This window comes from Gracilibacillus dipsosauri, from assembly GCF_003176895.1.
Classification (GTDB): Bacteria; Bacillota; Bacilli; order Bacillales; family Amphibacillaceae; genus Gracilibacillus; species Gracilibacillus dipsosauri.
In genome coordinates this window covers 161432-181449 of record NZ_QGTD01000018.1, presented here as the reverse complement: position 1 = coordinate 181449, position 20018 = coordinate 161432, and the positions used below count along the sequence as shown (strand labels likewise).

The 20018-nt window shown below is 34.7% G+C and carries 14 protein-coding genes; 1 reads left to right on the top strand and 13 read right to left on the bottom strand.

Going from position 1 to position 20018, the window contains the following annotated elements; all coding sequences use genetic code 11:
- The first annotated feature begins 134 nt into the window (after window positions 1-134).
- Window positions 135-749, top strand: a complete 615-nt coding sequence (locus DLJ74_RS16940; protein ID WP_109985343.1) for a YesL family protein — start codon at window positions 135-137, stop codon at window positions 747-749.
- A 49-nt stretch (window positions 750-798) separates the two neighbouring features.
- On the opposite strand, the gene DLJ74_RS16935 is transcribed toward DLJ74_RS16940, so the two are convergent.
- From DLJ74_RS16935 to DLJ74_RS16875, 13 genes are all read right to left on the bottom strand, one after another.
- Window positions 799-2427 (bottom strand): response regulator transcription factor, encoded by a 1629-nt coding sequence (locus DLJ74_RS16935; RefSeq protein WP_109985342.1) that lies wholly within the window; start codon window positions 2425-2427, stop codon window positions 799-801.
- Window positions 2420-4168 carry a sensor histidine kinase gene (locus DLJ74_RS16930; protein ID WP_109985341.1) on the bottom strand — a complete coding sequence of 583 codons (1749 nt, stop codon included), beginning with the start codon at window positions 4166-4168 and terminating at the stop codon, window positions 2420-2422. Before DLJ74_RS16930 ends, DLJ74_RS16935 begins: the two co-directional genes overlap by 8 nt.
- Before the next feature lie 33 nt (window positions 4169-4201).
- Entirely contained in the window at window positions 4202-5905 is a 1704-nt protein-coding gene (locus tag DLJ74_RS16925) for an extracellular solute-binding protein (protein WP_109985340.1), read from the bottom strand.
- A 118-nt stretch (window positions 5906-6023) separates the two neighbouring features.
- Window positions 6024-7532, bottom strand: coding sequence for a glycoside hydrolase family 43 protein (locus tag DLJ74_RS16920; RefSeq protein ID WP_109985339.1), 1509 nt, complete (start codon window positions 7530-7532; stop codon window positions 6024-6026).
- A 39-nt stretch (window positions 7533-7571) separates the two neighbouring features.
- Entirely contained in the window at window positions 7572-8579 is a 1008-nt protein-coding gene (locus DLJ74_RS16915; RefSeq protein WP_109985338.1) for an endo-1,4-beta-xylanase, read from the bottom strand.
- Between the two features lie 102 nt (window positions 8580-8681).
- Window positions 8682-9626 (bottom strand): carbohydrate ABC transporter permease, encoded by a 945-nt coding sequence (locus DLJ74_RS16910; RefSeq protein WP_425454591.1) that lies wholly within the window; start codon window positions 9624-9626, stop codon window positions 8682-8684.
- A gap of 14 nt (window positions 9627-9640) precedes the next feature.
- Window positions 9641-10555 carry a carbohydrate ABC transporter permease gene (locus DLJ74_RS16905; RefSeq protein WP_109985336.1) on the bottom strand — a complete coding sequence of 305 codons (915 nt, stop codon included), beginning with the start codon at window positions 10553-10555 and terminating at the stop codon, window positions 9641-9643.
- Complete coding sequence (locus tag DLJ74_RS16900) at window positions 10552-13107, bottom strand: DUF5696 domain-containing protein (RefSeq protein ID WP_109985335.1); 2556 nt, start codon at window positions 13105-13107, stop codon at window positions 10552-10554. Before DLJ74_RS16900 ends, DLJ74_RS16905 begins: the two co-directional genes overlap by 4 nt.
- A gap of 16 nt (window positions 13108-13123) precedes the next feature.
- Window positions 13124-13735: a YIP1 family protein gene (locus tag DLJ74_RS16895; RefSeq protein ID WP_425454597.1), complete on the bottom strand. Its 612-nt coding sequence runs from the start codon at window positions 13733-13735 to the stop codon at window positions 13124-13126.
- Between the two features lie 7 nt (window positions 13736-13742).
- Entirely contained in the window at window positions 13743-15206 is a 1464-nt protein-coding gene (locus DLJ74_RS16890) for a hypothetical protein (RefSeq protein ID WP_425454596.1), read from the bottom strand.
- Between the two features lie 16 nt (window positions 15207-15222).
- Complete coding sequence (locus tag DLJ74_RS16885; protein ID WP_425454595.1) at window positions 15223-16026, bottom strand: carbohydrate ABC transporter permease; 804 nt, start codon at window positions 16024-16026, stop codon at window positions 15223-15225.
- Between the two features lie 74 nt (window positions 16027-16100).
- Complete coding sequence (locus tag DLJ74_RS16880) at window positions 16101-17057, bottom strand: carbohydrate ABC transporter permease (RefSeq protein WP_109985332.1); 957 nt, start codon at window positions 17055-17057, stop codon at window positions 16101-16103.
- Window positions 17058-17072: 15 nt separating this feature from the next.
- Window positions 17073-19967, bottom strand: a complete 2895-nt coding sequence (locus tag DLJ74_RS16875) for an extracellular solute-binding protein (RefSeq protein ID WP_425454594.1) — start codon at window positions 19965-19967, stop codon at window positions 17073-17075.
- Window positions 19968-20018: the final 51 nt, after the last annotated feature.

Here is a 20018-nt window from a genome sequence, read left to right as displayed (position 1 = left end):
CTATCCCTTAAGGGGTGTAGCTGAACTTTTTTTCTAATAGTAACAAGAAATGAAATCCGTAAATAGTATACTGCTACCCCTCGCAATATGCTATAATCTTTGTAAACGATTACAAATGAAGGAGACGAAAGAACTTGATTCATTCAAAATGGTATGCTGTTTTAGAAACGATCACTAATTTCATACTATTAAACATATTATGGTTGCTCTGTTCTCTTCCCATCATTACTTTATTCCCTGCTACTGCTGCAATGTTTGGGGTGATTCGAGATTGGGAAAATAACGAAAACGTAGGGATTTTCAAACAGTTTTTAATCAACCTTAAAAATCATTTTAAGCATAGTATATTCTTTAAAGTATTATTTTTGATTTTTATTGTTATTTTAGTTTTAGATTATGCCATACTTAATGAATTAAACTCACCAATCATGATCTCATTAATAACTGCATTATTATTCCTTGTCACCATATTTACTTTGTTTATTAGTATGTATATTTTTCCGCTTATGGTTAGTTACGATCTTTCTTTCAAAAATTTAATGAGAAACTCCATTTTATTCTCAATGCTGTATTTCCCATCCACTTTACTGTGTTTAATTATTGTTAGTGTTGCTATTTTCATTGTGGCCATTATTCCTATCGTCAGCTGTATTATACTTAGTCCAATGGCATTTTTAATTTTCAAAATATGCAAAAGAAATTTCGATAAAGTGAGTAAAATGACAAAGACAAAGAGTATTTATACTTAACTCCTATAAAAAACAGTAGGAACTTGTAAGTTGTTCCCACTGCTATGAATCATTTCCTTATTAAATTTCCTCGATATTCTTTGGGTGTCATACCTGTTACTTTCTTAAAAAAACGAGTAAAGGAATGTGCAGAGGCATAACCAACTGCAACACCTACATCTCGAATTTTTAGTTTTCGATTTTCTAGAAGTTCCTTTGCCTTAAGAATTCTACATTTTTCAATATACTCTGATAAATTCATTCCATACTCTTGCTTGAAAAAATAAGATAAATAGGAAGGATTAAAGAAGTGAATCTCGGCTAATTTAACAAGTGATAAATCCTCATTTAAGTGATCTTCTATGTATTTGCAAATATTTTCTATTATGCAAGAAGCTTTATCTCGTTCTCTTATTTTATGTATATGAAGGATTTTCTCTGTAGTATCTTTTAAAAAATGAAATCCATCCATTATAGATCGATGGTCATCTATGCGCAACAATTTATCATAGTTAAAAATGTGTGTATTTAATTCTAAGCGATTAATATAGGAATATAAACTCAACGCAATAGCATAATAAGCTTCCATCAATTGATGAACATCATCTGTTGCTATCTCAGAAGTTATAAATGTCTGAAGATGGATAAAAAATTCTTCAATTTTATTGGAATCTAAATTTGCAACCATACTCTCCATTCTATATTTTTGCGTCGTTTTATCAGCTGGAGATTTTTGATTTTGTTCATTATGAGTATCCCATATAATCATTGGAATATTCCTTCCAACTTTAAATTGCTGTAACTGTCGCAACTGCTCATATTTTTCCGTAATTCTATTCCATTGACATGAATGACTACTTACAGTAAATATGATGGGCAACTCTAACAAATGTATACTTTCTTGTTGGACCAATTCTAAAGAGCCTTCCAAATATTTTGAAAATCGGCCATCTAAATCATCATTCGTGTCAAGGCATGGTTGAATAAACCACAGAATATCACCATACTTATCTATAATATCCATACTTTGTAATTTTTCAGAAAGGTGATATTCCCACATATCTCTAACTGCAGATAGAATATTTGATTTTTCTAGATATGTTTTCCCTTTAGGATATGTTAAACGTCCTAATACTAACCAGACACCTTTGTTTAGATCTAAGCTTATTTCGAGCTCATTAAACTCATTACGTAATATTTCCATATCCTTCCCCAAATACTTACTATCTTGTAATAAATGCCTCATATATTCACCTTGTGCCATGAACTGATAGGCATATAGTTGCTCTCTAGATCGTTCTATCCATTTACTTGTAAATTTCTCTTGATAAATTTCATTCATCACAACTTCAACTGTGTCAATTATCTTATCATAACCTTCCGTTTTTAATAGATATCTAACATTTGTCATCTGTATCGCTCTATAGGTATACTCAAAATTATTATGACCAGTTAAAAAAACTACTTTACATTTAGGCCAAAAGTTTTGTACCTTCTCGATTAATTCTAATCCATTCATCCCTGGCATAGCAATATCTGTAAGAATAATATCAATTCTACTGCGTGCGAGCCATTCTAAAGCTTCCGTAGCCGAGTATGCTTTATATACATCTAGTTGTTCAGGATTATAACTACTGAATACCTCATACAGTCCATCTGTAATAATTTCCTCATCATCCACAATTAATAGTCTATACATTCGAATCATCCTCCTCTAGATTTATTCGAATTTCTACCTTTAAACCATTTGTTTCACTTCGCGACAGATATAGACCACTATTAGCACCATAAGTTAATAAAATCCTTCTATGAATATTTGTCATTCCTGTTTGTTCTTGATAATCTCTTGCTTCATTTAAAAGAGAACGCATATCCTCTATTTTCGAGGTACTAATTCCATCACCATTATCTTCTACAACTATATAAATCGTGTGATGCTCTTTTTTAAAATGAACCCACAAAAGTCCTTCGTCGACTTTCTTTTCTAGACTATGTTCGAATGCATTTTCGATAATAGGTTGGACAATTAGTTTAGGTACCTTTATGTGTTCCATTTCTTCTGGTAATTCATCAAACTGAACCTTGATTCTTCTTGAAAATCGAAGCTGTTGAATTTCTGTGTACATTCTAGCATGCTTCATTTCTTCGGATAATGTTACGTGCTCTTCCTCATTCCGGGTAATAAATTTAAAATACTCTCCTAGCATACTAGTAAATTGTTCCATACGTTCCGTGTCCTCTGTCTTTGCTAAGGAATTTAATATAAAAAAACTATTATATAAAAAGTGCGGATTTATTTGAGATTGTAATTGTTTTAATTCCGCTTTTTGCATCATTAGCTTTTGTTTATAATCCTGCTCAATAAGTCGTCTAAGTTTATATAGCATAATATTATAACGATTATATAGAAAGCCAAACTCATCCTCCTGTTCATGCTCAATGGGATTATTTAGTTCCCCATCTTCCATTCGTCGAAAGCCATCAACTAATAAGACTAAGGGTTTATGGACCATTCTATATATCAAGTAAGAGTAAAGGATGATGACCACTAAAGAGGTAATGGCAAATCCCCAAGCCCACCTACTAAACTTTTTTAATGGGAGTTTAACTATGTCTTCAGGAATAAAGGTTACAACAGAAAGCTTTAAATCCTTAGAATAAGCACTATTTATATGAAATCTTTTATCCTCAAAAAAAGTTACATTGTCATTATTTTCTTTTGACCTCATGGTGTGATAATAAATGTTAAAAGCATTACTTGTTTTTTCGCCACTTTCTAACAGTAATTCCTTGTCATCAGACACTAGAAATGTAGAACTATTTGGATACATATTTAATGTGTTTAAATCCTCACTCATCTTTTGTTTATCTAATTCGATGTGTACTACGATTTGGGGATGTTCCTGCAGATCATTCCCGATTATTGAAGCACTTAAACTTAACGTATCCTCAGTTTGTATTAATCGTAATCCTGTTTGTGATTTGCTAGTGCGTATTTTCTCATACTCTAATTTATTAAAATCTTGTGCTGCATTCATCACAGAAATGGTTTTGTCAATGGATGGTAAATGGATCGAGATATCTTTAATATATATATTTGTGTTTTTTATGGAGGTAAGTCGATGTATGATATAGTTCACACTATCTTTTCGTTCGATATTGTCCATCATATCCCACGTATACGCAATCTTTCTTAGTTCCGTTTCTTGTAAAATATCAAATTGCTGAATTTCAATCCATTCGATTTCACGATTTAGGTTCCCTAGATATGATGTTAATTGTACTACTGTATTCTTTGAAATTTCCTGGCTTGTATTTTGATAGGTCCAATTGTACAAATAAATACCGAAAACGATAATAGGTAAGATTAATATAAAAAACATAATAAGTAGTCTTGCAAAGATAGTTTTACGCAATGAATTAACTGGAATTTTTAGCATTCCTGCCCTCCAATAGTACGATTAAACCATACTCTATTGATTTACTTGAACAGTATTTTCACTTTGATTTTGATACCATTCGTTTACCTCTTCTGTCATTTCCCTCCCCCCCATTTCCTTCCACTTTTCTACAAATAAATCAAATTCATTCATCGAACGACCTAAAATAAATTCCACATAGGAATCATGTATATAATTATCTAAAATGGTTTTCATCTCAACCATTGTGGTAGTAGGTGGCCCATAAAAACGATCATATAACAAGCTATCATTTTTAATATATTGTTCTAGTATGGAAAAGGCCCCATTTACTCCGTAAGTTTTTTCCCAGCCCCAGCCCGCTTCGTTATTCTCTGTAAAATAATGAATGATATTTTCATAGATTGATTTTGCCTCTTGCTCAAGCTCTGCAAAATTACCACTTGCTCTTACAGCTTCCAATTGGCGAAAGGCATCTAAATTTTTGGAAGCGGGATAAGGGTTTATTGGCGACAACTGCCAGACTGGATAAGGAGTGCTATAAAACAATTCGTACTCTGAGGTTTCTCCCCAATTTTTCTCTAAATAAAGATTAATCATCTTCATTATTGCCTCAGGGTGAGTGGTACCTTTTTTCACAACTAGGTAACTATTCGAATTATACTTTAAGGGAACTTTCACTTCTTTACCCGTTACGGAGACAATAGGGAGGGGTTTCCATTGTGCATCAGGATTCTGTTCTCGACTAACACCTGCTACAAATGATCCCCACTGTTCTCCATATAATATTCCAATTTTACCTGCTGCAATTTGTTTCTTCACCTTGTTCCCATCTTTTAGAAAAAATTCATCATCTAAAATACCTGCTTTATACATGTTTTGTAAAACAGATAGAGCTTCTTTCACCTCCTCTTGAACTCCTCCATGCACAAGCTCACCATATTCATTTTCTATCCAAATACCTGGATAAGCACCAAACCCAGCCATAAAATTAGTTATTCCCATTACTGGATCCCATAAATGTTTAGTAATAGCTAAGCCTAACGTGTCGTCAATATTGTTTTGATCAGGATCTTCAAAAGTAAACGCTTTCGAAATCTCAATCAGATCATTCATCGTTTTAGGCTCAGCTAGTTCTAAATATTCAAGCCAATCCGTTCGTATCCAAATATACTGCGCTTTTTCAATGGGGGAATCGATTTGGGGAATTCCTATCATTTTACCATCTATTGTTGCACTTTCTATTAATCTAGACCCTTCCATTGTGTACACTTCTTTTGTGAATGATGTTGCATATTCCTCGTACACTGCTGTTAAATCCTCTATCAGTCCAGCACGATACAGTTGTCTTAATTGTTGATCATTAACCCACACTACATCAGGTATATTTCCAGAAGTAATAACACTTCCTAATTTACGAGAAAATACATCTCCTTCCGCTTTCCAATCATATATAATGTTAATGCCTAGCATTTGTTTATAGAGTTCAGTCCATCTATTTTTTTCTAGGGTTTCTCCAGGTAAATGATTGATTAGTTCGTTCAAGCCTTGTCCTGTTTCTCTTACAAAATGAAGTTCAATCTCTGGTTCATACTTCGCCAATCCTTTATGTGCGTAAAATTTACTTTCTTGGGGTTGTACCTGTATAAGAGAGTCTTCCTTTGTATCAATTGAATCATCATCACATGACATTAAAGTAACTGAGGCAACGATAAATAGAAATAGAATGATATAAATGGATATATTCCGCTTATGCAAACTGTTTCCTCCATTTCATAATTAATCCATTAATTTATAATTCATTATCCTATTTGATTACTTATTTATCAACCTCCGTTAATAAAGCCCTTACAGAGGGAACAAATGCACTATAAATCTATCTCTTTTTATAATGAAAGAAATCAAAATCAACCATTCCATTTATATTTTGTGTTGCATAGTTGAATAAACCAACCCTACATCCCATAAAGTGATCTAATGTATAATGTAATTTAATTTTTTGACCAATCATTTCCCAAGTGATTCCATCATTAGAATAAGAAAATTCAACAAAATCTTTACTATTTTCAAAGTCAAAAGAAGCCTTCAAATAAACAGTATCCGAAGTATACAAGGTTGATGCTGTAATATCCTCTTCTCCCAAATCTCCTTTTTCACCGATCCCAATATAAAAATCCTGCTCATTACCTGCTAGTACACCGATCCAAGCATAATGTGATTGTAGAGCAACTAACCCTGCTCGATCACCAGGCTTCATTTGTTTAAAGTCAAGCTTTGTAATTGCAGTGCAACGTGGTCCTTCCGTTCTTTGAGTTAAAGTATTTCTAGCAAATTCTACACTTTTTGTAATGTGTCCTGTTCTAAGACGTAAATACCCTTTTCGTTCCGTTAATGACCATAACTCGTTGTTCGGGTTATGGTTCCATTGCCAATTTAAGGCCAGTTTATTCGTTTCATATTGGAACTCATCACTAATAACCAATGGCGCTTGTTGAGTTTCAGGCAAAGGAGAAATAAATTCACTTGGTACCTTTCCACAGGTCCCAAATATAGGCCAATCATCCTCCCAACTAACTGGGACTAGATGAGGAATACGCCCAACCGCATCATGATCTTGAAACAATAAAGCAAACCACCTTCCTTCTTTTGTATCTACAATACCCCCTTGTGCTATTCCTTTATTGTGATAGCCCATATCATCATCTAATACAACACGCATCTCATATGGACCAAGTAGATCCTTTGATCGGTAACAAATTTGTCTACGTCTTTGGTTACCATCTGCAGGCCATTCAATAAAGAACAAATAATAATAGCCATTTCTTTTATAGGCATGACACCCTTCACACCTTAGCCTTATATTTTTGGAGGCAGTTGACAATAATAATCGATGAATACCGTTCTCTTTGACTTTTGTTGCTTCTGGTGTTAGTTCTGTAATTCGAATATCTCCATTACCGTATATAACAAATAAACGATCATTATCAAACAACAAGCTTGGATCATGATAAAGACCATCAAAAACAACCCGATTCCAATCACCAGCTTCAAGGTTTTTTGTTGTGTAAATATAAAATTGTTGCATATCATTACTGGAAAAACATACATAGAAAGTTTTCTGATGATACCTTAGGCTTACCGCCCAGGAACCTTTTCCATAAATGTGTTGACCATTCATTAAATTGTGAGCATCGTTATCTTCTAATGTTTGAAAAACATAATTGATGATTTCCCAATCCTTCAAATTTTTTGACTTCATTATGGGACACCCTGGCATGGAATGCATGCTAGTACTAACCATATAATAAATATCATCTACCCTAATTACACTTGGATCAGGTACATCTGCCCAAAGGATTGGATTGGTGACAAAGGATTCTTTCATTTCTATACCTCCATTGTTTATACAATATTAACAAGCAAATTAATTCTTTTCCATAACCCGCCAAAATGCTTGTTTAGGTTGATGGTTAGTATCGAATAGAAACGGCCAGTTTTTTCTTCCTCTTACTGGAAAATTATCTAACCACGTATAATCATCAGCTACTCCCCAAAAAGTCACAGAATCGATATAATCCTTATACTCTTTGAATAGTTGAAAGATTTGATAGTACCTTTCTGCCTGAAGCTGCATCATCTGTTCTGTTGGTTGCTTTAAATCTGTTCGGCTATCATGATGATCGAAGACGGATAGATCAAGCTCTGTAATATGCAATTGCACATCTAAACTTGCATATGATTCTATTGCTCGCTTAATATGCTCTAAGGAAGGTGAGTGTAAATTCCAATGAGCTTGCAGGCCGATTCCGTGAATGGGTACATCTTTTTCTTTTAAAGATTTAACTAACCTAACTATCTTCTCTCTCTTGCTAGGTACAGATTCATTATAATCATTATAAAATAACTTTGCCTTTGGATCAGCTTCATGAGCAAACTGAAATGCTTTTTCGATAAATTTTTCACCAGCGATATCAAGCCATTTGGAAGGCCGTATAAATTCACCATCCTTATCTGATACCGCTTCATTCACAACATCCCATGCGTAAATGTTATCTTTATATCGATTTATCACCGTATCAATATGATTCTTCATTCTATTAAACAATGTATCACGATCAATTAAGCCACCGTCTTTATCATGAAATACCCAATCAGGAGTTTGATTATGCCAAACCAAAGTATGTCCTCTTACTACCTTTTTATTTTGTTCAGCAAAAGTAACCACTTGGTCTGCGGAATCGAATGTAAAATTCGTCTCGGATGGTTGGATATGACTAAACTTCATTTCATTTTCTGCTGTTAAACTATTAAAATGCTTCTTGATTAAACTTTCTTGACTTTTTATAGTCATCGGGTTCACTGCAGCTCCGATTTTAAAATAGTCCTTCATCACTTTATAAAGTTGCATTTGATTATCCTTTGAATTACCCAATGTAATTCCTCCTCTTATATAGTTAGTAATTTTTCGATAAAAATGAATGTCCTTACGAAAGAAGTTTTGCGACTCATTCGCAAGATACTATTCAGACCATGATTACCCTACAATCCCAGATCGTTCGATACTTTCAACAAAATAACGTTGAACGAATAAGTAAATAATAATAAGTGGTAAGATAGCAAGCAATATCCCCGTATCTTGTACCATACTCATATAAAATGGATCTTTATTTGTCGCAACTCCACCTTCAAGCTGAATTGACAAATTATAAGGTAATGAGGACAATTGTGTAGCCATTACATTACTTGATGTTAAATAGGTTGTTGTAAAGAAGCTATCATTCCACTGCCAAACAAATGAAAAAAGCATTACTGTAACAATTGCCGGAAAGGCATTAGGTAGCATAATACGTAAAAAAGTCTTTCCCACACCAGCTCCATCAATATAAGCAGCTTCTTCAATTACCTTTGGAATCCCTCTAAAAAATTGCCGGAAGATAAAAATATACAATCCGGCTTTTAGCGAATTTGCCGTAACAGATGTTAAAATAAAGGGCCAATATGAATTTAATAAATTTGCAGAATCACCTGTCAATAACGGAATAATTCCCATCAGTGTGAAATCTTTTAAATTCATATAAATTGGAATTAAAATAGTCGTTGGTGGTACTAAAATAGTTAGTATGACACCAGCAAATAACAGTTTACTTCCTTTAAAGCTAAGTCTAGCAAAAGCATAGCCTGCTAGGGCACAAGAAGCAGTTGTTAGAATGGTTGTAATGCTCGCTAACAAAAAAGTATTCAATAGAGTGTCCCAATAATCCATAATCTTTATAGCATTCTTAAAATTCTCTAATGTGAAATGTTCTGGAATCCAAACAACAACAGGGGAGTATAAATCACTTTTATGTTTAATGGCAGTCGCTATTTTTTGTAGAATTGGATACAAAATCACAAAAGATAAACCGACAATTAAAACAAATCGAACCATTGCCCATAGCCACCGCTTCCAATTTTCCAACGATAATAATTTTACTATCATTATCCTTCCCCCCTCTATTCCTGATAGAATACTTTTTTAGATATAACATACGTACTTACCATTAGAATGATCATTATCGTAACAAAATAGAGCCAAGCCATTGCTGAGCTTAATCCGAAATTACTGTTATCAAACCCTGTTGATAGGATCAATTCTGTGATCGAGCTACGCGAAAAAGAATCAATAATCGTATAAATTATATTAACTAAAATCAGTGGTGTAACCAGTGGAAAAGTGATTTTCCAAAATGCTTCATAGCCTGTTGCGCCTTCCATCTTGGCAGCTTCATAGAGTGCAGGAGGGACAGTTTGAATACCGGCTAAAAAAATTAATATTTGGACACCTGACTGGCTCACAATCTGATAAATTCTGTCAACTGCACCTGTAAGATAAGCTACAATCGTTTCATTTACTCCAGAACGAAGCATAATTCTCTCTAATTCAAATGCCCCAAAACCGCTAGTAACGCCACCTGAGTTCGCATTTTGCTCATTAATGGCTTGCACCAAGCTAGTTGATTCCAAGTTTAAAATGACACCTGAGGCAAGAATAACTGGGAGAAAGAAAACACCTCTCGCAAACGATCTACCAAGGAACTTTTGGTTTAATAGCACCGCTAAAAACAAACTGAATATAATGATTAATGGGATGTTTACAACCATGTTAATAATAGATTCTATTAGTGTCCTGTTAAAATTTGTGTTTACAGTAAGGGCTTCGATATAATTTTTCAAACCAATGAAGGTAATTTTCATTCCTTCCGAGCTTGCTTGTATCTTGCTAAAGCTAAATCGTAAGGAAGTAAGTAAAGGAATTAACAAGAAAAAGATAAACCCAAGTAACCAGGGTAGAACAAATAGAAAACCCCAAAAGGCCTTTTGTCCTTCATAAGACTTTGGCATTATTGTTAGTTTTTGCATCGCTTTCATTTCTCATCACCCCCAGTTACTGTTACATAATTCATTGCTTCAATTTTTTTCCCATCTACCGTTACTTCTGTCTGATTATAGTTCACGATAATAGCTACACCATTTCCGTATACTGTTTTGAAAACTCCATCTTGTAATTTTTCATGTGTTTGTATTTGTTCATTAACTACCTGGCTCAACACTTGATTTATTTCTTGGTAAATTTCTACTGCTTCCTTCATCCATGCAGCATAATTAATAGAATATAAATAATCAAATTCCGTATCCTTTACCTCATGGTTCGGTGCATAACCCCATTTAAAATGGACACCTGAACCGTACTCTATACTTTTTAAAATATATTCCCTTGTATCGGTAAACTCGGAAAGGTTATAGGGATTCCCAGTATAATTAATAAACCCACGGATAACCATTTGGTAAAATGGAATCTCTTCATCTTCTAGCTTGTATCCACTATTACTCATTGGAGCATTGGTCAGACTTGTTATATATGGTAATGTATAAGCATTTCCACCGTTCGCCAATAAATCAAGCTCCTGGGCTCGTATTGCTTGAAATGCCTTACTCACCATTTCTTTCGATTCGTTCCGATAAATTTGTTTATTCTTTCTAAAATCACTATTTAATTGATCCGCTAAATCTCGTAAAGACAAGCCTCTCAAACCGATTTCTTCTATATTTTGAAGCATATCTACTGTGTACTTTTCTATTTGTTTAGGTGAAACAACATACGAAGGCGACTTATCTCTGTCTCTACGATTAAGTGTTATATCAATGGGATAGACTGCTGCTGACACACCTTTTAAAGTTCTTGAGGCTTCAGATTCCGCATCGAAACCACCACCATTATATATCGATAGAAGCGCGACATCTGGGAACAAAGGAATATCATTCTCGTTTGTATACTCCATCAATCGTTTCAATCCTTTACTACCACCTATTACATCATCTACCTTTATTTTCGTAGGTACCTTGTGATTAACGCCACCATTAAACCATCCTGAATACTTTAATTGAATATGATTGATATTTTTTGACTTTAACTTAGCTAAGATTACTTTTGCTTCTTCAAAGCTTGTCAATGATTCAAGTGCATGATAAGGGATACCTACAAAATGCTTTTGTTTATTAATTGCCCCTACAAGATCTAAAAAGAAAGGTACATCTTTTTTATTGTTTTTACTCTTAAACTGAGGCAATCCATCTCGCCTTGCCAAATATTCTTGATAAGACTTTGCCATTCCACTATAAGTTGCTTTATCTCCATTTAAAAATATATATCTAACTGTATAATCTGTTTTCATTGGTTTTTCCTGAAATTTTGGTAAGGTGCGTTCTTGTTCATTCGCTTGGAGTGTCACTTCATCCTTATTGATAACGGAAAAACTTGGATAAATATAATTATAACTATTTAGTCTTCCACTTATATCTGCATGAATATTTGCTACAGGTGCCCCTCTTTCAATGATTCCTAGTACAGCACTTGTATCATACAAAATACCGAATACCGGTAACCTCACCTCTTGTTCCATCGATTGGTTTTCTCGAACATTCAGTGCTAAATCCTCTCCGTAAACTGGCTGTTGATAAGAAGGATACTCTGTTTTCCCATTGTTAAAATGAATTAGCGCACCAGACCCATCTGGCACCAATAACGAACCTTCATCTTCGGTTCCCGCAGCACCAAAAAAATTCAATAAGGAAATCCTGTTAATTGGATAATTCTCTGGATAATGAATTCTCTCTATCGGCACATTCACTACTAAACTGTTCTCTTCAAGTGTATATTCTATTGCTGCTTCAAAGACACTCGAAGATGCATTTTCCTGAGTAAAATTTAATTCGGCCATATCCTCCTGTAGATGCTCCTCTGTATAACCAGCATCTTCAAACGCTTGTAATGCCTTTTCCAATTGCATACCGTTTAATGCACTATCATTTCGTTCATAGACATTCGTCTCCTTGTTCTCTTTATAAGCAATCATTAACGATCGTTGCCCATTCTTGTCTAATTTATTATTTAATTCTTCATACCTATCCTTACTAAGCATTAATGGTAAATCCTCTACAGATTTTTCGGTTTTTCCAAAACGATAAGTGACTCGAATTCCATCATTCACTTCTTCTACTCTTATCTGTTCATTAGCTACACTATCTGAAAATGTATTCACAGAATTAAGCTGATTAAATCTGTTATAAAAATCTATTTGCATCTGTGCTGATAGTAAGGATTTATTTACGCCCGTCGCAATTGCATCATTCGCTCTTTCAGGCGGATTACTGTACCAAACCTTTCCTGTCTTTTTATGATGAATAGCTATATTACCATTCTTATCATCTATAAATAACTGTAAATTCTCATTTTCTATAACACCTTTCATCCCTGCGACTTTCTCATCTGTAAATTTAGACGGAAATACCTGCCCTTGTTCGAATGGTTCAATACTCTCTGCTTCACTTCCCTTTTGTTCCTTTGATGCCGAAGTAGAGCAGCCTATTAATAGAAACAAGGTAAAGGCTATGGTAGCTAGCAATGGAATTAATTTGTTCACTCTTCCCCCTCCTTTCTCAATATCTAATGACAATTTCTTGATAAATGGCGGAAATAAATGCAATGATTTGTTGAATCAAACTAAAAAACAATAAACACAAAAATGCCATAAATCCCATAGCAATTACAGTAAGTATCATGATGGTTATCGATTTCAATGGGGTAAATTGATGTACGGTCATATTCCCGATAAATAACAAGAAGAGAAACCAAATTAATGCAAAGCTATTGGTGAAATAGTAAAAAGCTGTTTCTTCCATAGAAATTAAATTGCTGATCCAGATCCAAGGAAAATTTAAGAGAATTAATGGAATTAGTGCAAAGCAAGTGGAAGTGAAAATCTCTACAAATTTTCCTTCACCATCCATTAATGTCGTAAGTGACCAATTAGCTATACACCAAAATAACAATGGAACGATGACATATAAGATCTCTAGGAAGCTATTCATATGATTTGGGTTATAAATATTCACTAAAAAGCCACTGTATTGTGTGCGCAAAATATTGGTTAATACCATTAAAAATATAACGAGAAATGAAATAATTAAATTAATTCGTTTATTCATTTCATATTTCAAGTCCCAGTATCCATTAAATGGGTGAACAATTAAATAGAATGGGAATTTCATTATCTCCTTATTCAATAGTTATCTCCTTCCTTCTCTTTATTAATTTTCTATAAAACCTCCATACAAACAATCCGATTACAGCTACCAATATCGTTGTTAAAATGGTTGGAAAATAATCCTTTAACACTTCTTTACGATACAGCAGAAACGCTTTCGAATAATTTTTTTGATCTAAGCTTTTTTTAAAATTTTCCATTGCCCCTTTGTAGTCACCTTGTCTTAGCAATGCTTTTCCAATACCTGCATAAGCAAACTCTAAATTAGCATTCATCTCAATTACTTCTTTAAAAAAATGATATGCTGACTCCTCATCACCTTCATAGTAACTACGAACCGCTTGATTAATCATATGTCCATAATTTGTTGCCTTAAAAACCGTAATTTCACCTAGAGCTTTGTCTAATACTAAAAATTGCTCGCTAACTCTTTCAATAGCTACAGGCGTATGAAACAATCCACGTCTATTTCCTATTCCGCCAAAAACATACATTAAATGACCATCATTATTGTAAGTAAAAATTCGACCACGTTTACTATCAAGAACGGAATACATTTCACTGTCTGATACATCGATATCAATTAATCTAGATGGACCAATATCTATCGGATAACGAATATCTCCGATCGGATCAAAATAACCCTCTCTTCTCAGAATATCCGTCCCTCTTGCATTTAATTTTTTGATTTTATCACTACTGTTATCTCCATTTGTTGCATAAATAAAGCCTTCTTCATTTATATCTAGATTGGTAAATTCTGTTGGAATAAACATCACCATTTGACTACGTTGAGCTTGTGTCGATAATCGCTTCCATAACAATTCAATAGGATCTACTTGGACACGATTTGCTCCGATAAAGGTATTAAACTCCCCGTTCACATTGAACTCCATAAATCCATCAAATACACCTTCTGCCATTGTATAAACTCTTCCAGCATTATCGACAACCACCCTTAATGGCTGGAACACAAAATCATCCTTTAATAGATCCGAGCTTGGTTGTTCAATAATTGTTACTAGTTGATAATTCTGATCCAATTGAACAATTCGATTATTTCCCGTATCTGCGATAAAAATTTGCTTTTCTTTTGTAACAAAAATACCCTGTGGATTAGATAACTGATCCTTTTTCCCATTATTATCAAAAGAAGCAACCGTATCGATTAACTGGAATCGATGGTTCAGCATAACTACTCGATTGTTACCTGAATCTACTACATAGATCATCTGATCTTCAGTGACGTGTATATCACTAGGTTCTATAAAAGGGCCAATCCCTAAGTCTTCCCCATTTACTAGTGTCGTAGGTTTATATGCATCAGGAGCTGAAATCGAATCACCCCAATAGGAATAATTATAGGAAGGTGCTTGCCCATTTGCCTGAACGTGGAAAGCTCCCATACTTATACCAGTAAAAATCACGATGGAAGCGACAAGTAATTTAAACGATCTCTCCGTCTTACCCAAAATCTTTTCAGCTCCTTTCCTAATCTTTAATTCCTGAATTCGCCATTGTTTGCATGACACTACTCTGTGAAAAAATGAATAGGGTTATTGGCACAATCATTAGGAATAAAGCAACAGCTGCACCCACTCCAGCTCTTGCTATCCCACCCTGTATAATTTGTCCTAATGCATAATGAAGGGTTTTCAGATTTTCACTATAAATGAAGTTACCACCATCTGTTCCCCATAACATAGGAAATTGTAATATCATCAAGGTTAACCACGCTGGCTTCACATTCGGCATTACAATGCTCCAGAAAATCCGATACTCACTTGCCCCATCTATCTTCGCTGCTTCTAATAATGGATTCGGAATCTGCTCCATAAATTGTTTCATTAGAAATAAACCTAAAGGAAATGCCAAGGAAGGTACGATAATCGAAGCTTGCGTATTGATCCACCCTAGCCAAGACATCACCATATAGTTTGGAATCGCAGTGACATGTGGTGAAAACATCAAGGATAATACAACGATAGAGAAGATGGTTTTAGATCCGATGAATCGGTATTTTGCTAGTGGATATGCAGCTGCAGATGCCAATAAGATATGTCCTGCAGTTCCGATGATGGTAATTAGTAATGTGTTCGTGATATAACGAGACAATGGGACCCACGAATTCCCCATTAATGAAACGAGGTCAAAGAAATTATCAAGAGTTGGATTTCGGACAAAAAATCTCGGCGGAAAAATAAATAATTCATCTAATGGTTTAAAGGCATTGTTTATCGCATACACCAATGGCAATGCCATAAATGCACCAAATAAAGCTAATAAGGCAAACATGATAAAAGTAACGATAAATGATCGATTTAATTTCTTATTAGCTCGAAAAATTCTCAATGTTGTTACAGACAATGCTATGCACCTACCTTTTTAAGTAATTTCTGCACAATTATATTTGTACCAACCATGATGGTAAATAGTACGGTTGCAATTGCGGATGCATAACCCATTTCAAATCGAATCGTTCCATAATCGATCAAATGAGTCACTACAGTATGTGCAGCATAATTGACACTTGGAAAGCCAGCTAAAGCAATAGAAATTTCCGCAACAGCAAATGACTGAGTAATTTGCATGACAGCACCAAACATAAGCATCGGACGCATAGATGGAAGTGTAATAAACCAAAGCTCTTGCCACCTGTTTTTGATGCCATCAATTGCTCCTGCTTCTATTAATGAGCGATCAATTGTTTGAAGACCTGCAATAAATGCAAGGAAACCAGTACCTAAGCTAAGCCATAATTGAACAATAATAACTACTGCTAAGATGTATTGTTCATCCTTTAACCATTGAATGGGCTCCAGAATAATCCCTAAATTCATAAGAAATCCATTAAGATAACCATAACTGTCACCTGAAAATATAATGAGCCATATAAAGAATACATTTCCTGAAATAGATGGCGCATAGAATACGACAGTCATAAATGCACGAATTTTGGGAGATAACTCATTAATAATCCACGCAAATATAAAGCAGGCTATATAACTAATCGGGCCTGTTATAATAGCAAACATAAACGTATTTTTTAAAGCAATACTGAAAATATCATCGTTTAAGAACAACCGTGTATAGTTAGACCATCCGATAAATCTAGGAAACTCTAGCATGTTAAAATACGTAAAGCTAAGTCCAAAAGAGATGATTACAGGGATAACTGTAAACAGAAGAAAAATAGTTAAATATGGTGCCATTAAAACATAGTAATGCTTGTTTTTACTTATTTCTTTCATTAAGTTTGCTATACGAGATTTCTTTTTCGGATAGCGAGATTCTTCTAATGATTGCTCGATAATTTTCGATTGCATTTCCTTCCTCCCTTCCTAATTCGGTAAATTAAATTCATCTCTTTTCATTTCAATTTCATCATTCATATACAAAATATAATCAGATAAAGCTTCCCTTGGATTTTCATTTGCATTTACCACTTTTCTAAACGCATTATCTAAATGACGGCCTGTAAAGTATCCTCCTGGGACTTGCGGGATACCTCTAACCCACTTCCACTGACTTTCGAGGTTATTATAGTCATCCACAGGCCATGGCAATTCCTTCAGAGCTTCTATATTTGCTGTTGGATAACGTGCCGCTTCTCCCATTAATCCTTCCATTTCCCGTCCGAAGGCAATTTGAGTTTCTTTATCTGTCCACCACTTCATAAACTCCCACGAAGACTTTTTATCAGAAGCGTTTTCTAACATCATTACTGCTGTCGTGTGGCTTGCAACTTCATGGTTAATGGTGTCATCGTTCGCTTTAGTGCCAGGAACAACGGTAAAGTCCCATAAGCCTTTTATTTCTGGTGCAAGCACTGTTAACATATTATAAGTGGTGTAATCAGCAATCCCAATTGGCATTTCACCAACACGGAACCGATTAGGGAAATCTGCCATCAATGGGAACTTGTAATTAGTGTAGAACTGAGTCCATTTTTTGAATTGTTTCATCGAAACCTCTGAGTCTAAAGCACTTGACTTCTGATCGTTCGCATAGAACTGTCCCCCATTTTGATAAAGCAACATCGAAAAAGTAGCATTCGGTACCATGTTTGTTTGCTCTTGTGCTTGGGGATCATCGATTGGTAAAAAGAATTCTAAATTATGCTTTTGTAGGACAGAAATCATATTATAGACATCCTCCCATGTTTCAGGTGGGGTTAATCCAAGTTCATTCAAAATATCTTTTCTATAAAAAAGCATTGGGAAAATTTGTTGTTCCGGCAATGCATATACCCCACCATCAAATTGATATGGTGTTAGTCCACTTTCCCTAAAGCGACCTACCACTTTTTCAAAATCATCGAACTGGGATAAATCTGCAGCTGCGTTTCTCATCGCATAATTAACTGGTACTTCTTCTCCAATTTGCATGGCAACATCAGGTCCTTCTTTTGCTAATGTTGCTGGGAGGAGAATATTTGGTGGCACCAATCTTAATCTCACAGAAATATTAGTTTGTGGGGTAAACATGTCATCAATAAGTGATTTCAGAACTTGAGCTTGATCTCGTCCAGTGGTGATCCAAACTGTAATAGACTGTTCACTTTCTGCAATATTACCGATACTGTCATAATCTTCCGTATAAGAAGCTAATAATGCACCTGTCTCATGTTGAACAGTTTCCATTATTGTCGCACTTGCCTCTGGAAGCTCTACATCTGGGGAAGATATAACTAAATAATCAAGGGTTAGTGGTTGCTCACGAACGGTTAGCATCCAGGTACCTAGCCCACCAACGTTCACTTTAAAATCATCTAATCTTCTTGCTATCGTATCTGGTTTTTCCACCATGTCATTAAGCTGCCTTACCAGCGAATGGAGAATAGCCACCTTATCACTTCGTTCACCTGTCGATTCTTCCAAATAATCAGCGACACTGTTAATAATTTCACTTTGTTTCGTAAACACATCAATCATATCTGGAATCCTTTTTTCTAATTGATAATCACGATATGGATCTGGTGTATTGGAGGTAATCATTAAGATCTTTCGGTACATTTCATTTAATTCAAGTACACTTGATTCAATGGTTTGTAGAAGTGGCGCCATATCACCTAAAGAAACCATCAAACGGATTCGATGTGTTCCTTTTGTTAAATGAAATAAATACGGTTCCTCTTCTCCAAGCAGATCCAACTGCCAGTTCATATTATGATGAAAGCGAATTCTTTCTACTTCTTTAAAAGGTGTTTCCCCATCAATGGTTAGGCTTCTAGTTGCATATACGCCTTGAAGTTGATCTTGTTTACGCTTTAATGCAATCTGATACAACCCATCTTCTTCTACATCAAATTCCCATTCCATCCATTGGCCAGGCATTTTCCAATTCAATCCGCCAATTGTATTCATTCTTAATTTTGAAACATGATATGGTTCTACCGTTGGGCTTGATCGGTCGGATAAAGGATACAACGTAGGTGATGATTTTCGTACAGCATCCTCTGCTTGTATAACAATGGATTGACCTTTAGTAGGCTCTAATTCTTTTGTTTTATATTCGTCCACTACTTGTTCATAATTCTTTGATGGTTTATCTTGATATAATTCAATATAGTCAATAGCCATTGGTTCACGTAGAGATGTCAAGGAGATCTCTTGAACACCTTGATGAAAATAGAATTTATAAGGCTCTTCATAATAACCCTCACTATCTATAAATGGCCGTGTAATCCATTCCGGTTTTTCCACCTGACGAGGTCGTAATTCATTTCCCCTATCATCTACTTGGATTTTATCGAATCTGTTATCCCATATTCGATGAAATAACAATAAATCTGCCCCTTCAAAAGGCACTTGATCATTTATAGCAAGCTCTCTTTCAATGGCAGAACTCTTTCCTTCCATTGGATAATAGTGAATCCTTACATTATATAGTCCCGTTTCATCTATTGGAATTTCCCATTTTATCATGCCTTCTTCTGGTGTCAAAACCGCTTTACCATTAAGTCCCTCGAAATTCTCTTCGATTAAAAACTTATCATTACTTGCGTAAATAAAATTTTCTCCCTCAATCTTTATTGTTTTTTCAGGTTTGGCTTCAGAAATGTACTTCTTCAAGTAAGAATCATAACTATTTTCATTAGTCTTATTCGTAATTGCTTCAAAATCATCCACAGCCTTTACTTGATTAGAAGCTGGTGAATCAGAAGGCTTCAATGCCCACAATAAGAAAAGTAAAATTGCTACGAAAGATAGAATTTTTATCTTATTCTTTTTTATTTTCTTCACACTTTCCCCTCCTGTAGCAAGGTACATCCGTTTTGACTTTTT

Bases quoted from the DNA above. Each gene is read 5' to 3' on its own strand.
- DLJ74_RS16880 (WP_109985332.1), bottom strand. From the start codon at position 17,057: ATGCAATCGAAAATTATCGAGCAATCATTAGAAGAATCTCGCTATCCG.
- DLJ74_RS16930 (WP_109985341.1), bottom strand. From the start codon at position 4,168: ATGCTAAAAATTCCAGTTAATTCATTGCGTAAAACTATCTTTGCAAGA.
- DLJ74_RS16920 (WP_109985339.1), bottom strand. From the start codon at position 7,532: ATGAAAGAATCCTTTGTCACCAATCCAATCCTTTGGGCAGATGTACCT.
- DLJ74_RS16885 (WP_425454595.1), bottom strand. From the start codon at position 16,026: ATGTTTGCCTTATTAGCTTTATTTGGTGCATTTATGGCATTGCCATTG.
- DLJ74_RS16935 (WP_109985342.1), bottom strand. From the start codon at position 2,427: ATGTATAGACTATTAATTGTGGATGATGAGGAAATTATTACAGATGGA.
- DLJ74_RS16895 (WP_425454597.1), bottom strand. From the start codon at position 13,735: ATGAAATTCCCATTCTATTTAATTGTTCACCCATTTAATGGATACTGG.
- DLJ74_RS16905 (WP_109985336.1), bottom strand. From the start codon at position 10,555: ATGAAAGCGATGCAAAAACTAACAATAATGCCAAAGTCTTATGAAGGA.
- DLJ74_RS16910 (WP_425454591.1), bottom strand. From the start codon at position 9,626: ATGATAGTAAAATTATTATCGTTGGAAAATTGGAAGCGGTGGCTATGG.